At 67.5% G+C, this 13,733-nt stretch carries 13 protein-coding genes and 1 pseudogene; 4 read left to right on the top strand and 10 right to left on the bottom strand.

What is annotated here, in order from left to right:
* Window positions 1-56 precede the first annotated feature (56 nt).
* The gene (gene rplS, locus AC5Y7D_RS24390; protein ID WP_499928407.1) at window positions 57-398 is read right to left on the bottom strand and encodes a 50S ribosomal protein L19; all 342 of its coding nucleotides are present in this window, start codon (window positions 396-398) and stop codon (window positions 57-59) included.
* Between the two features lie 370 nt (window positions 399-768).
* Between rplS and AC5Y7D_RS24385 the strand changes: the two genes are divergently transcribed.
* The gene (locus tag AC5Y7D_RS24385; protein WP_499928406.1) at window positions 769-1,722 is read left to right on the top strand and encodes a serine hydrolase; all 954 of its coding nucleotides are present in this window, start codon (window positions 769-771) and stop codon (window positions 1,720-1,722) included.
* Between the two features lie 276 nt (window positions 1,723-1,998).
* On the top strand, window positions 1,999-3,900 hold the full coding sequence (locus AC5Y7D_RS24380) for a serine/threonine-protein kinase (protein WP_499928405.1): 1,902 nt from the start codon (window positions 1,999-2,001) through the stop codon (window positions 3,898-3,900).
* Between the two features lie 93 nt (window positions 3,901-3,993).
* Here AC5Y7D_RS24380 and trmD read toward each other — a convergent pair whose 3' ends face one another.
* The 5 genes from trmD to AC5Y7D_RS24355 all read right to left on the bottom strand — a co-directional run bounded on the left by trmD (window position 3,994) and on the right by AC5Y7D_RS24355 (window position 6,538).
* Window positions 3,994-4,680: a tRNA (guanosine(37)-N1)-methyltransferase TrmD gene (trmD, locus tag AC5Y7D_RS24375; protein WP_499928404.1), complete on the bottom strand. Its 687-nt coding sequence runs from the start codon at window positions 4,678-4,680 to the stop codon at window positions 3,994-3,996.
* Window positions 4,677-5,198 (bottom strand): ribosome maturation factor RimM, encoded by a 522-nt coding sequence (gene rimM / locus AC5Y7D_RS24370; protein WP_499928403.1) that lies wholly within the window; start codon window positions 5,196-5,198, stop codon window positions 4,677-4,679. Before rimM ends, trmD begins: the two co-directional genes overlap by 4 nt.
* 10 nt (window positions 5,199-5,208) lie before the next feature.
* Entirely contained in the window at window positions 5,209-5,451 is a 243-nt protein-coding gene (locus AC5Y7D_RS24365; protein WP_025736282.1) for an RNA-binding protein, read from the bottom strand.
* A gap of 8 nt (window positions 5,452-5,459) precedes the next feature.
* Complete coding sequence (gene rpsP, locus AC5Y7D_RS24360) at window positions 5,460-5,960, bottom strand: 30S ribosomal protein S16 (RefSeq protein ID WP_499928402.1); 501 nt, start codon at window positions 5,958-5,960, stop codon at window positions 5,460-5,462.
* Window positions 5,961-6,118: 158 nt separating this feature from the next.
* Window positions 6,119-6,538, bottom strand: a complete 420-nt coding sequence (locus AC5Y7D_RS24355) for a nuclear transport factor 2 family protein (RefSeq protein WP_499928401.1) — start codon at window positions 6,536-6,538, stop codon at window positions 6,119-6,121.
* A gap of 81 nt (window positions 6,539-6,619) precedes the next feature.
* On the opposite strand from AC5Y7D_RS24355, the gene AC5Y7D_RS24350 reads away from it, so the two are divergent.
* Together AC5Y7D_RS24350 and mmaA2 are read left to right on the top strand one after the other, a co-directional pair.
* Window positions 6,620-7,501: a D-alanyl-D-alanine carboxypeptidase family protein gene (locus AC5Y7D_RS24350; RefSeq protein ID WP_499928400.1), complete on the top strand. Its 882-nt coding sequence runs from the start codon at window positions 6,620-6,622 to the stop codon at window positions 7,499-7,501.
* Window positions 7,502-7,547: 46 nt separating this feature from the next.
* On the top strand, window positions 7,548-8,411 hold the full coding sequence (mmaA2, locus tag AC5Y7D_RS24345; protein ID WP_499928399.1) for a cyclopropane mycolic acid synthase MmaA2: 864 nt from the start codon (window positions 7,548-7,550) through the stop codon (window positions 8,409-8,411).
* A gap of 82 nt (window positions 8,412-8,493) precedes the next feature.
* On the opposite strand, the gene AC5Y7D_RS24340 is transcribed toward mmaA2, so the two are convergent.
* From AC5Y7D_RS24340 to AC5Y7D_RS24325, 4 genes and pseudogenes are all read right to left on the bottom strand, one after another.
* A complete protein-coding gene (locus AC5Y7D_RS24340; RefSeq protein ID WP_499928398.1) occupies window positions 8,494-9,096 on the bottom strand; it encodes a TetR/AcrR family transcriptional regulator in 603 nt (200 codons plus the stop codon).
* 1 nt (window position 9,097) lies between these two features.
* Window positions 9,098-10,923: pseudogene (locus AC5Y7D_RS24335) on the bottom strand (N-acyl-D-amino-acid deacylase family protein).
* Between the two features lie 31 nt (window positions 10,924-10,954).
* Window positions 10,955-12,577, bottom strand: coding sequence for a serine/threonine protein kinase (locus tag AC5Y7D_RS24330; RefSeq protein ID WP_499928397.1), 1,623 nt, complete (start codon window positions 12,575-12,577; stop codon window positions 10,955-10,957).
* Between the two features lie 74 nt (window positions 12,578-12,651).
* Window positions 12,652-13,728 (bottom strand): metal-dependent hydrolase family protein, encoded by a 1,077-nt coding sequence (locus AC5Y7D_RS24325; protein ID WP_499928396.1) that lies wholly within the window; start codon window positions 13,726-13,728, stop codon window positions 12,652-12,654.
* Window positions 13,729-13,733: the final 5 nt, after the last annotated feature.

The following is a 13,733-nucleotide window of genomic DNA, read 5'->3' as shown; positions in this document are numbered from 1 at the left end:
AGATCAGCGTAGCCAGCACGGGGCGTGCGGCTGTGGACACCGGTCCCCTTTCGCGGTCAGCGCTTTTCCTTGATCTTGGCCTTCTTGCCCCGAAGCTCCCGCAGGTAGTACAGCTTGGCGCGGCGTACGTCGCCACGGGTAACCACCTCGATATGGTCGATGTTCGGCGAGTGGACCGGAAAAGTCCGCTCGACGCCGACGCCGTAGCTCTCCTTGCGCACCGTGAAGGTCTCGCGGATACCGCCACCCTGGCGACGGATCACCACACCCTTGAAGACCTGGATACGCTCCTTGGCACCCTCGATCACCTTGACGTGCACGTTGACGGTGTCGCCGGGGCTGAAGGCGGGGATGTCGTCGCGCAGCGACGCCTGGTCGACGAAGTCCAGCCTGTTCATTGAAAACTTCCTCAGGGTCGCGGCCTGGCCGACCACCCGCACGCAGGCGTGCGTCGGTTACCAAGCCGATGGTTAGGGCTCCTTGGGTGCATCTCGCAGCAGGCGGTAGGCACGGGCCCGCCGACAACCGCTGAAAGACAACTGGCCAATTGTGCCAGACAGGGCGCATGCAGTGAAAATCACAGGAAACTGTGGTGGTTCGCGCCCGCCCCGAACCGCCTGCAAGTGGTACATATAGCTGGGGTCAGACCGCATGGATCCGGACCCTTGCAGGACCCGTCCAGCCGGGTGCCCCCAGGGGAAAAGGCGACGCGGCCGCCCCCAACGCTGCATGATGCCTTGAGACGCCCGAGTATGCCGAAGGAGTGCAATGCGAGCCCGGCCGCTGACGTTGCTTTTCGCCGTAGTGGCGGCGACGTTGCTGGTGGTCGCCGGCTGCGAGGCGACGGTTCATGCCAAGGCGTTCAACTCGACCGATCAATCGGTGGCGCAGCCGCCACCCCAGCCGCAGCAGCAGCTGGTCGAACTGCTGCTGCGGACCATCACCCCGACCAATGCGCCGATAGCGCTGCCCACCCTGGCAACGAGCGGGCTGGCCGGCGTGCAGGCCCGCATCCAGCAGGCCACCGACCAGGCGGCCGCCCGGGGCGCCACCCTGTCGGTGGCCATCCTGGATCGGGCCACGCACCAGCTGGTCTCCAACGGGCACACCCAGATCATCGCCACGGCGTCGGTGGCCAAGCTGTTCATCGCCGATGACCTGCTGCTGCGGGAATCCGAGGGCCGTTCCGTGCTGTCCGCCGAGGACCGCCAGTCGCTGGACGTGATGCTGCAGTCCTCCGACGACGGCGCTGCCGAGCGCTTCTGGGGACAGGACGGCGGCGACGCCATCATCACGCAGGTGGCGAGCCGGTATGGGCTGACGTCGACCGCGCCGCCCAGCGACGGGCGGTGGTGGAACACCATCAGTTCGGCACCCGACCTGATCCGCTACTACGAAATGCTGCTTGACGGCTCCGGCGGGCTGCCCATGGACCGCGCCCGGACGATGGTCAACGACCTGGCCCGGTCCACCCCGACGGGCGTGGACGGCTACCCGCAGCGGTTCGGCATTCCCGATGGACTGTATGCCGAGCCCGTTGCGGTCAAGCAGGGCTGGATGTGTTGTATCGGCGCGGACTGGATGCATTTGTCGACCGGCGTGATCGGCCCGGACCGGCGCTACATCATGGTGATCGAGTCGCTGCAGCCCTCCGACGACGCCACCGCGCGCGAGACGATCACCCAAGCGGTCAAGACGATCTTCCCCAACGGCCGCATCTAGCTACTGCTATTGCTCCCCATACTCGCGGACTGATTCCCGGAAAAGCGGCGCGTGGTGGCGTATGAGACGTGGCGCTCCCCGCGATGGCCCGTAACAGGATAGGGGGCTGCGCCGTGGAAGCTTGCTGAGTCTTGGTGCCCACCCGCCAGCATCGCAGGGATGGCCGGCGGACTGAGACTGTGATGATCGCCGAAGTAATGCTTTCGAACTCCAGCCCATTGCGGGCCAGCTGCCGCGGCTTATGGTGTGCTGAGCTGCGCTTGTCGGGAGGCTCATATGGATGAAGCGCCATTCGGGCAGTACCGGCTGATCGAGTTGCTTGGCCGCGGCGGCATGGGAGAAGTCTGGCGGGCCCACGACACCGTCATAGATCGCATCGTCGCGCTAAAAGTCTTACCAGCACACTTTTCTCAAGACGCCGTGTTTCAGCACCGATTTCGTCGCGAAGCCCACGCGGCGGCGCGGTTGAACAATCCGCACGTGATTCCGATTCACACCTACGGGGAGATCGACGGGCGCCTGTATGTGGACATGCGGTTGATCGAGGGCCGCGACTTACAAGCCATCCTGGCCGCCGGCCCGCTGTCGCCTACCCGGGCGGTGCGGATCATCGAACAGGTCGCTGAGGCGCTGAATGCCGCGCATCAGGTCGGACTGGTACACCGCGATGTCAAACCGTCCAACATTGTGCTCGATGAAAACGACTTCGCTTATTTGATCGATTTCGGGATTGCACGCGCCGCCGGTGAGACGGGTTTGACCGGCACAAGCGGTGTCATCGGCTCCTGGCATTACATGGCGCCGGAGCGGTTCGGAGCAGGCGAGGTGGACCAACGCTCGGATGTTTATGCGCTGGCATGCGTGCTGTCGGAGTGCTTGACCGGGCAACATCCCTACCCCGGGGACAGTCTGGAGCAGCAGTACGCCGGTCACGTTGCAGCCCCGCCGCCACGGCCCTCCGACACCGGGGCGCCGGCGGAATTCGATCCGGTCATCGCGACCGGCATGGCCAAAAACCCTGAGCAACGGTATGCCAACACGCTGGAGTTGGCGCGCGCGGCTCGCGATGCGACGACAATGCCCCTAACGCACCCTGGGCCGGCGGTGCCTGCGTACCAGCCGATCCAGCCCGACCGGTTCACCGCGGGCCCCATCGACAGCCAAGGGCACGACCAGTTCGCCGCTACCCGCGCCGCGCTGGTCTCGCAACCACCAGCGGGACCATCACAATGGGAAGCCAAACCCACCCCGCAGCGGCCGCTGTGGCGACGCCCTCGCGTCGTGATTCCCGCCATGCTGGCCATCGCGTTATTGATCGGGGGCGTTCTGTTGGCGACCGCGAACGTCGCGCCGCGCCCCCAGCCGACCGCCGCGGCAGGTCCCTTCACCGGCACCTACAAGGCCGACTTCACCCCGGACACCACTTTCGACGGTAAGCCGTTTGCGAATGGGAAGCCGGTGACCGAAACGTGGGGCATCCGCTCTGCGTGTGGCTCCAACGGGTGCGTGGCCACAGCATCACGCCGGGGCGGCGACACCACGCTGGTGTCGGCGTTGGTGTTCGACGAAGTCGGCGGACGCTGGTTTGCCGTCGGCGTCGGCCCAGGAACGTGCAAGGGTGCTCCCGCCCAACGCTGGCAGGTGTTCACGTTGCAACCACGCTCCGATGGCACCCTTGTCGGCGAATACAGCTCGACCGCCAGCAATGCCTGCGTGAGCAAGCGGGACGTTACTTTCACCCGCACCGCAGACGTTGACGTGACCAGTCTTCCCGACCCGACCACCCAGGGACCGCGGGTGGTGTCGCCGGCCGAAGCACTGCACGGGCGCTACCGTCATGCCTTGCTCGGCGACGAGACTTCCGGTGCACCAGGGAACGACTTCGCGGTCCACACGGACTGTCTTCGCACCGGCGATCGGTGTATGAGCTATTTCCACTCACCCGAAGGCGCATTGCCGCTGGTATTCGACAAAGGGAGCTGGAGCTTCGACTTCGAGACCGACGGACAGTGCCCGCAAGGCGGCACGTCGCACGTGAAGGGCATCACGCATTTTCCGCTACCGGCCCCGCCGCAGGATCCGATCTTGCGGCTCGCCGGGCGCGGTCACCAGGAAGAGACCGGAACCAGCTGCGTCGGTGGTGACCGCGAAGAAGAATTTGTGCGTACCGGCGACTAGTTAGCCACTGCTAGCGGGACCCTTCCTCGCGAGCAGACGCGAAGTCCCACTGAACCGGCGCAATTCATGGGAGTTTGTGTCTGCTCGGCGGGGTCAGTCCAGTAGCTCGGGGCGACGGTCGCGGGTGCGCTGCAGCGACACTTCCCGTCGCCAGGCCGCGATCCGCGCGTGGTCACCGGACAACAGCACATCCGGCACGTCCAGGCCGCGCCAGCTGGGCGGCCGCGTATAGCTGGGTCCCTCCAGCAGCCGGTCCAGCGCCGGAGAATGCGAATCATGTTGTACCGATGCGGGATTGCCGAGGACTCCGGCCACCAGCCGCAGCGTGGCCTCGATCATCACCAACGCCGCCGACTCACCACCGGGCAGCACGTAATCCCCGATCGACACCTCTTCGACGCGCATCCGGCGCGCGGAGTCCTCGACAACCCGCTGGTCGATGCCTTCGTAGCGGCCGCAGGCGAAAACCAGGTGCCGCTCGGCGCTCCACCGCTGCGCGGTGGCCTGGGTGAACAGCACACCGGCCGGGCTGGGAACCACCAACAGCGTGTCACCCGAGCAGATTTCGTCCAGCGCCTCGCCCCACACCGGCGCCTTCATGACCATGCCCGGTCCCCCGCCGTAGGGTGAATCGTCCACCGAGTGGTGCACGTCGTGCGTCCACCGCCGCAGATCGTGCACCTGCAGGTCGACGAGACCCGACGCGATTGCCTTGCCCGGCAATGATTCCCGCAAGGGATCCAGGTACGCCGGGAAGATCGTGACGACGTCGATTCTCATCCCAGATCCAGCAGACCGTCTGGCGGCTCGATCTCGAGCGTGCCGTCGTCCAGCGACACCGAGGTGACGATCGCGCTGACGAACGGCACCAGCACTTCACCGGATTCGCTCTTGACCGAGAGCAACTCGCCGCCGGTGGTGTGCAGGACCTCGGCGACGACGCCGACCTCCTGACCCGAGCCGGTGCGGACCCGAAGGCCCTCCAGCTGGTGGTCGTAGTAGGTGTCCGGCTCGTCGATCGGTGGCAGCTCGTCGGAGTCGATGACGAACAGACTGCCGCGCAGCGCATCGGCGCCGTCCCGGTCGGCGACGCCGGCCAGGCGCACCAACAGTCGGGCCCCGTGCGGACGCGCGCTCTCGACGACGTAGCTGCGCGCCGGGCCCGGCTCACGGGGTTTCTTGGCGCGCAACGTGGCACCCGGCGCGAACCGGACGTCGGGATCGTCGGTACGGACGTCGACGACGAGTTCGCCGGTGACGCCGTGCGCTTTCGCCACGCGCCCGACGATCAGCTCCATGTGAGCGCTGCTACTGGTCGGTGTCCACCACGTCGACGCGGATGCCGCGGCCACCGATGCCGGCGACCAGCGTGCGCAGCGCGGTCGCGGTGCGTCCGCCCCGGCCGATCACCTTGCCCAGGTCTTCGGGATGGACGTGGACCTCGACGGTGCGTCCACGACGGCTGGTCACCAGATCCACCCGGACGTCGTCGGGGTTGTCGACGATGCCACGGACCAGGTGTTCGACTGCGTCGACCACAACGGTACTCACGGCGCCGATCAGCTTTCGGTGGCTTCGGACGGCTCGCCGGCGGCCTCAGCCGGCGCCTCCGCCGCGGCCTCGGAGGCCGGAGCCGCGGCGGCTTCCGAGTCGCCCTTGGCGGCCTTCTTCGGCGCGGCCTTCTTCTTCGGCTTGGTGGCCTCGGTGGTGGGTGCGCCGTCGGCAGCGGCCAGCGCGGCGTTGAACAGCTCCAGCTTGCTGGGCTTGGGCGGCTTCACCTTCAGCCGGCCCTCGGCCCCCGGCAGGCCCTTGAACTTCTGCCAGTCACCGGTGATCTTCAGCAGCTTGAGGACGGGATCGGTGGGCTGGGCGCCGACTCCGAGCCAGTACTGGGCGCGCTCGGAGTCGATCTCGATCAGGCTCGGCTCTTCCTTCGGGTGGTAACGGCCGATGACCTCGATGGCGCGGCCGTCGCGGCGGGTGCGCGCGTCGGCGACGGCGATGCGGTACTGGGGATTGCGGATTTTGCCAAGCCGGGTGAGCTTGATCTTCACAGCCATGGTTGAGCGATTCTCCTGTAAGTGTCACGCTGCGATTCAGCGACCGGGGCGGGATGCCCGGGTCCGGTTTCGCCTCGCGTGTGTGACCGCCCGGCGATCGTGATCGCGGAGCCGACAGCGGCCCATTGTGCCAGAACGGTGTCCCCCGCCGGAAATCGCTACATGACCTTCTGGAACGTCTTGGTCTCCACGCGGCGGGTCATCCGCCAGCCCTGCGGCGTACGCACGAACTCGTCGTCGTACCAGAGCCCGCAGAACAGGATCTGTTCCTTTTCGCCGCCCAGCACCATCGGGTTGAAGCAGATGACCCGCGACGACGCCGTGTCACCGTCCACGCGGACCGAGAAGTTGCCCAGCATGTGTGCATACACCGGGAAGTTCGGCAGCACCTCCGACAGCCACTTCTTCACCTCGGGATAGTGGCCGGCGATACCGCCGAGCGCCGTGTAGTCGATATAAGCGTCGCCGGTGAAGACGTCGTCCAGGTCATCGAATCGCCGTCGGTCGATCGCGGTGGAGTAATCCACCAGCAGCTGCTGGATCTCCAGGCGGTCGGAAATCTCTTCCAGGCTCAACATGGACCGATTTAACACCGCACCCGCCGAGGGGCGAGTCGCGCGGTGGAGTTCGGCAAACCCAAGAAGTTAGAATCTGCGCCCATGCGCAAGCTCATCGCTGCAGCCGCTGCGCTGCTCACGGTCACGTTCCTCGGCGCGCAGGCTCCGGTCTCGACCGCTGACACCGATGTCCAGCAGGCAGCGGGCTCGGTGCCGATCCCCGACGGCCCCGCACAGACCTGGATCGTCGCCGACATGGACAGCGGTCAGGTGCTGGCCGGTCGGGAGCAGAACGTCGCCCATCCTCCTGCCAGCACCATCAAGGTGCTGCTGGCGCTGGTGGTGCTCGACGAGCTGCCGCTGAACTCCACCGTCGTCGCCGACCTCGCGGACACCGCCGTGGAGTGCAACTGCGTCGGGGTGAAAGTGGGCCACAGCTACACCGCACGCCAACTGCTCGACGGCCTGCTGCTGGTATCGGGCAACGACGCCGCCAACACCCTCGCCGACATGCTGGGCGGTCACGATGTCGCGGTGGCCAAGATGAACGCCAAGGCCGCGTCGCTGGGGGCGTCGAACACTCACGCGGTGACGCCGTCCGGGCTGGACGGGCCCGACGGCCCCGGGTGGTCGACGGCCCATGACCTTGCGGTGATCTTCCGCGCGGCCATGGCCAACCCCACCTTCGCCGCCATCACCGCCGAGCCGTCGGCCATGTTCCCCGGCGACAACGGCGACCAACCGATCCTGAACCAGGACGAGCTGCTCTCCCGGTATCCGGGCGCCATCGGCGGCAAGACCGGGTTCACCAATGCCGCCCGCAAGACGTTCGTGGGCGCGGCCTCCCGCGGCGGCCGCCGGCTGGTCGTCGCGATGATGTACGGCCTGGTCAAGGAGGGCGGGCCGACGTACTGGGACCAGGCGGCCAGCCTGTTCGACTGGGGCTTCGCCCTCGGCCCGCAGACGGGCATCGGCACGCTGTGACGCCACGGCGCTGCTGCTCATCCCGACGGGTAGGGTAACCCTTCTTATGGTTGACAGCCTGCAGCCGCATTTCGATGACGTACAAGCGCACTACGACTTGTCCGACGAGTTCTTCCGGCTCTTCCTGGACCCGACTCAGACTTACAGCTGTGCCTACTTCGAGCGCGAGGATATGACGCTCGAGCAGGCGCAGATCGCCAAGATCGACCTGTCGCTGGGCAAATTGGGTCTGCAACCGGGCATGACTTTGCTGGACGTCGGCTGTGGCTGGGGCGCCACCATGCGCCGGGCGATCGAGCGGCACGACGTGAACGTCGTCGGCTTGACGCTGTCGAAAAATCAAGCGGCTCATGTGCAGAAGTCGTTCGACCAGATGGACAGCCCGCGCTCGAGACGCGTGCTGTTACAGGGCTGGGAGCAGTTCGACGAGCCCGTCGACCGCATCGTGTCGATCGGCGCCTTCGAGCACTTCGGTCACGACCGGCACGCCGATTTCTTCGCCCGCGCTTACCAGATCCTGCCCGCCGACGGCGTGCTGATGCTGCACACGATCACCGGCTTCACCAAACAGCAGATGACCGACCGCGGCTTGCCCCTCACTTTGCGGGTGATTCGTTTCTTCCACTTCATCAAGACGCAGATCTTCCCGGGCGGCGCTCCGCCGACCATCGAGATGGTCGAGGAGCATTCCGCTGCCGCCGGATTCACCTTGACCCGCAACCAGTCACTTCAGCTGCACTACGCCAGAACCCTCGACCTGTGGGCCGAAGCCCTGCAAGCGCACCGGGATCAGGCCATCGCGGTCCAGTCCGAAGAGGTCTACGACCGCTACCTGCACTACCTGACCGGCTGCGCCAAGCTGTTCCGCGAGGGCTACATCGACGTCAATCAGTTCACCCTGCAGAAGTAGGGCACCGCGTCTCTCCTTCCGCGAGCAGACGCAAAGTCGCACGGGAAAGCTTGCGCCAGTGCGACTTTGCGTCTGCTCGGCATCAAGGGGTCGGGTTCGGCCAAGCCGATGTGAGCAGCGTGCTGAGCACCGGAATCCTGCGCTCGGCGATCTCGGGCTGCGGCAGCACACCCTCCACCACCGCGGCCCCGTCGAAGACGTTGGTCAGCAACGCCACCAGCACCGGCAAGATGTCCTCCGGGATGTTCTCCGTCCCCGGCATCGCCCGCGCCGCGTCGTATATCTTCGCCCGGTACTGCCAAAGCTCATGCTGCAGCGTCGCCTTGAGCTTTTCGTCGGTGCGGGCGGCGATCAACAGCTCATAGAGCACCGCGTTGATCGGTCCGCTGGTGATGTCGCGCAGGATTGCCAGCGCCGACTCCAGGGCCGGCCGGTCGGCCGGGATCTCGGCGACCTGCTTGGTAAACGATTCCAGTTGCCGGCGCAACACCTCCGACGCGGTGACCGCCATGAAATCGCCCATGGTCTCGAAATGGCGGAACAGGGCGCCCACCGACACCCCGGCTCGCTTGGTGATCACCGCGGCCGACGTGCGGGCGTAGCCGACCTCGATGATGCTGTCGATGCAGGCCTGCAACAGCCGGCCGACAGTTTCCTCGCGGCGTTGCCGCTGAGTCCTGGCCATGTCAGGCGGACAGGCTCATGGGCGCCAGCCGGCGTTCGCCCGCGCGCAGGTACCGGCCCGACTTCACCGTCCGGCCGTAGCCCTCGCGGAACTCACCGTTGCGGAAGACGACGGCACCACCCACGCCCGTGGCCACCACGGTGGCGTCGTTGCGGTTGACCATGCGTCGCAGGCCGCCGTAGAACGGCACCGCCTCCTCGTGGTAGCCGTCCACCGAGTCGTCCAGGTGGGCAGGGTCGATCACGACGAAATCGGCGCGGTCGCCCTCGCGCAACGTGCCCGCGTTCAGGCCGAACCACTCGGCGACTTCGGCAGTCAAGCGGTATATCGCCCGCTCCGCCGTCATGAACGGCGTCCCCGCCCGCTGAGCGTCCTGAATTCGCTTCAGTAGTCGCAGCGGGAAGTTGTAGAACGCCATGTTGCGCAGGTGCGCGCCGGCGTCGGAGAAGCCCATGTGGATGCTCGGGTCAGCGGCCAGCTTGTCGAGCTGCCTGGGACGGTGGTTGGCGACGGTGGTGGTCCACCGCACGTTGCGCTCACCGTTCTCGACGAGGATATCCAGGAAGGCGTCAAGCGGATGCAGTCCCCGCTCGTCGGCGATTGCGCCAAAGCTCTTGCCGATCAGGGACTTATCGGGGCACTCGACGATCACCGCGTCGTGGAAATCGCGGTGCCAGAGCGACGGTCCGAGCTTGCGCCGGTCGAACTGGCGGCGGAACTCACGGCGGTAGGACTCGTCGGACAGCAACTCGTTGCGCTGCAGCTGATCCCGCAGGTGCAGGGCGGCGGTGCCCGCGCCGAACTCTTCGAACACCGGCAGATCGATTCCGTCCGAATACAATTCGAACGGCACCGGTAGGTGCTGGAAGCGCACGCTCGCGCCCAGCAGCTTGTTCAGGATGCGGGTGCCCCGCCCGAACACGTGCACCGCCAGCGGCATCGACTTGGCATCCGCCGACACCAGCATGCTCATTCGAACCCCCTTGCGCCGGTTGAGGAGCCGGCTGCTGGTGAGGAAGAACATCAGCGGGGACACCGTGCTGTTGACGTTGGGGGCGCTCTGCAGGATCCGGCCGCGCTTGCGCAGTACCTTGATCAGCCGGCGCCGCTCACGCCAGGTCGCGAAGGTGGACGGCAGCGCGCGCGACCGGAAGCGGTCGCCGTCGAGTTTGTCGATCGGCGCGTCCATGCCGGACATGCCGAGCATGCCGGCCTCCAGCGCCTCGTCGAGCAGCCTGGACATCTTGGTCAGCTCAGCCTCGGTAGGGCGCACGGTGTCGTCGGTGGCGCGCTCGAGGCCCAGCACCGCGGTCCGCAGGTCGGAGTGACCGAGCATGGAACTGACATTCGGTCCCAGCGGCAGCGCGTCGATGGCGTCGACGTACTCCGCGGGCGACGACCAGGTCTTGTTGTTCTCCAGCGCGCCCAGGACGAAGTCGCGCGGCACCGCCTCGACCCGGCTGAACAGGTCGGCGGCGTCTTGCGAGTTGGCGTAAACGGTCGACAGCGAGCAGTTGCCCAGCAACAACGTGGTCACCCCGTGGCGTACCGACTCTCGCAGGCCCGGGTCGAGCAGGATCTCGGCGTCGTAATGGGTGTGCACGTCGATGAAACCGGGCGCAACCCACTTGCCGGCGGCGTCGATCACCTCCGGGCAGCCGGTCTCGTCCAGCTGACCGGCCGAAACCGTGGCCACCACGCCGTCGCGAATGCCCAACGTCCGGATCTGCGGCTTGGCGCCAGTCCCGTCGAACCACAGGGCGTCACGGATGATCACGACGTAAGTCACAGTTCCTCCAAGTCGATGGGCTGACCCGAAGCTAACATAGATAGCGATCACTCGCAATCTTTCACGCGGTCAGCGTCCGGGCCCTGAGGGCCTGGTGGTCGGCGTCTCTGGTGTCACCGTCGTGGCGCGGGTTGTCGTCGGGGTGAGGACCGGGTCAGGCAACTGCACCCCCGGCGGTATGTCCCCGCTGCGGGTCGCTTCGGCCGGGATTCGGATGAGGCCGCCCCGCTGGCCACATTCATCGCTCTTGACCGTGATGTCCATCTCGCCTAGCAGCCGGCCCCCGGGCTGGGGTTGCAGGTTCAGCACCTGCACGGTGGTCTGCGCGCTCGTCTGCCCGGTGGGGCCGATGCACGGGAACTTCGTGGTCTCGGCCCGGGATCGCCACTGCCCGTCGATGAATTCCAGCAGCAGCGGATGCACGTCCGGAGATTTCTCCCGCGCGCGGTCGTCGTCGAGCAGGGTCGCCGTGGCCAGGCAGCGGGTAGGCGTGCAAGACGATCGGATCGCCCACCAGGTTTCGACGTCCGGCGGCTGCGGGGTGAACCGGTTGTTGAAGGTCTGCTGGGAGCGTTGCACCTCGATGCGGTACGTGCCTTCGAGTGGCGGCGGCGACGCGGGGGTGCTGCTGCCCGAAGACGGCGACGCGCTGGTCACCGGGCCGCCGGCCTGCGGGGTCTCGGTGTTGCGCCCGACCGCGAGGCCGGCCGCGAACAAGCCGGCCAACAAGACCAGCGCAACGGCACCGATCAGTATCCGGCGCGGTCCGAACCTCCTGCCTGTCGCGGCGACTATCGGCTGGTCGGCGGCCGGTTCTCGGACGGGTTGTGGAACCGGACCGGTCGCTGCCGGCCCCCCATAGGCGGGGTAGTCGACGACGTATGCCGGTTGCGCCGTCTCACCGGCCACACCGGCGGCCTGCGGGCTGCGGTCGGCGCGTCCGGCCCGCTCGATAAGCGCTGCGGCGAACTCGCCGCAACTGCCGAACCGATCCCCCGGGTCGTGGGCAAGCGACCTGGTGAGCACCTCGTCCAGCCGCGCCAGGTCCGGGCGCAGGTCGCTGAGTCTGGGCGGGGTCGCACCGGCGGGCGGCGTCCCGGTGAACAGGTGCATCGTGGTGGCCGCCAGTGCGTACTGGTCGGCCCGCCCGTCGATGGCCACGCCGGCCGGTTCCTCCGGGGCCGCGTACGCGGCTTCACCCGGCGGACGCTGCAGTCCGAAGTCGGACAAGAGGGTTCGCGGCTCACCCGGTGCGGTCAGCAGGACGGTGGCAGGCCGGACGTCGCGATGGAGCACGCCGCGCTGATGGGCGAAGTCAAGGCCGGCCGCCGCCGCGGCGATGATCGCGAGCACTTCACCGACCGGCAGCACCGCGGGAAAGCGTTCGGCCATCGCCGCGGCCACGTCGCCGGCGTCGACGTACTCCATCGCCACCCACAGTTGTCCGTCGAACTCGCCACGGTCGTGCACCTCGACGATGTTGGGGTGATACAGGCTCGACACGCTCCGGGTCTCCCGGTGAAACCGCGCGCGGAACGCGTCGTCTCGGCACAGCGCCGGCGAAAGGGTCTTCAGCGCCTGCCAACCGGGCAGATTCGGCCGCTGGACCAGGTACAGCTCGCCCGTCGCCGACGCCCTGAGCATCCGCACGACGGTGTAGCCGGCGAAGTCCGTGCCGCTGGCCAACGCCATTCAGCGATCGTATCCGCGTCGGCGCCGCCCGACGCGGCAGCGCCCGGCCGACACCGGGCGAACATCGGGTCGCGTCAGCCCGGCGCGACGACCGCGCCGCGCAGAATCACCAGGTCGGGCCGGTTCAGCACCCCGGGTCCCCGGCGGGGATCCTCGGCGTAGCACAGCAGGTCCGCCGGCGCGCCGTGGTCCAGCACGGGCCGGCCCAGCCAGCGCCGGGCATCCCAGCAGGCGGCGCCCAGCGCCTCCTCGGCCGTCATACCGATCCGGCGCAGCGCGTCCACCTCGTCGGCAATGCGCCCGTGTTTGATGGTGCTGCCGGCGTCGCTGCCGGCATAGACCGGCACGCCGGCGTCGCGCGCGGCGGCCACCCGCTGGTACCCGCGTTCGTACAGGTCACGCATGTGCGCGGCGTAGGTCGGATAGCGCACGGCGGCGTCGGCGATGCCTGGGAAGTTCTCCAGGTTGATCAGGGTGGGCACCAGCGCAGTGCCGCGTTCGACCATCAGCCCGATCGTGTCGTCGGTGAGGCCCGTGCCGTGCTCGATGCAATCGATTCCGGCCGTGATCAGGCCGGGTAGGGCATCCTCGCCGAAGACGTGGGCGGTGACGCGGGCCCCGTGCGCGTGTGCGGTGTCGATCGCGGCCCGCAGGACGTCGTCGGACCACAGCGGCGCGAGATCGCCGATCCGCCGGTCGATCCAGTCACCGACCAGTTTGATCCAGCCGTCGCCGCGCCGGGCCTGCTCCGCCACCGCCTCCGGCAGCTGGGATTCGTCTTCCATTTCGACGGCGAATCCGGGGATGTAGCGCTTGGGTCTGGCCAGGTGACGTCCGGCCCGGATGATGCGCGGCAGGTCGTCGTGGTCGTCGAGGCTGCGCGTGTCGGTCGGTGACCCACAGTCGCGCAACAGCAGCGCGCCCACGTCCCGTTCCGCTTCGGCCTGGGCGATGGCCTCATCGAGTTCCACTTCGCCGTGGTCGCCCAGCCCGACGTGACAATGGGCGTCTACCAGGCCCGGCAGGATCCAGCCACCGTCGAAGACGGTGTCCGCGTCGGACACCGGTTCGGAGCTGATGTGGCCGTCCACGATCCAGAGTTCGGTCGCGATACCGCCGGGCAGGCCCAGCCCTCGCACGTGCAGGCGCACCGCGC

The sequence above is a fragment of the Mycobacterium sp. NGS49 genome (assembly GCF_059812565.1).
This window is presented reverse-complemented; position numbering and strand designations above follow the sequence as displayed.

Bases quoted from the DNA above. Each gene is read 5' to 3' on its own strand.
- rplS (WP_499928407.1), bottom strand. From the start codon at position 398: ATGAACAGGCTGGACTTCGTCGACCAGGCGTCGCTGCGCGACGACATC.
- AC5Y7D_RS24385 (WP_499928406.1), top strand. From the start codon at position 769: ATGCGAGCCCGGCCGCTGACGTTGCTTTTCGCCGTAGTGGCGGCGACG.
- AC5Y7D_RS24380 (WP_499928405.1), top strand. From the start codon at position 1,999: ATGGATGAAGCGCCATTCGGGCAGTACCGGCTGATCGAGTTGCTTGGC.
- trmD (WP_499928404.1), bottom strand. From the start codon at position 4,680: ATGAGAATCGACGTCGTCACGATCTTCCCGGCGTACCTGGATCCCTTG.
- rimM (WP_499928403.1), bottom strand. From the start codon at position 5,198: ATGGAGCTGATCGTCGGGCGCGTGGCGAAAGCGCACGGCGTCACCGGC.
- rpsP (WP_499928402.1), bottom strand. From the start codon at position 5,960: ATGGCTGTGAAGATCAAGCTCACCCGGCTTGGCAAAATCCGCAATCCC.
- AC5Y7D_RS24355 (WP_499928401.1), bottom strand. From the start codon at position 6,538: ATGTTGAGCCTGGAAGAGATTTCCGACCGCCTGGAGATCCAGCAGCTG.
- AC5Y7D_RS24350 (WP_499928400.1), top strand. From the start codon at position 6,620: ATGCGCAAGCTCATCGCTGCAGCCGCTGCGCTGCTCACGGTCACGTTC.
- mmaA2 (WP_499928399.1), top strand. From the start codon at position 7,548: ATGGTTGACAGCCTGCAGCCGCATTTCGATGACGTACAAGCGCACTAC.
- AC5Y7D_RS24340 (WP_499928398.1), bottom strand. From the start codon at position 9,096: ATGGCCAGGACTCAGCGGCAACGCCGCGAGGAAACTGTCGGCCGGCTG.
- AC5Y7D_RS24330 (WP_499928397.1), bottom strand. From the start codon at position 12,577: ATGGCGTTGGCCAGCGGCACGGACTTCGCCGGCTACACCGTCGTGCGG.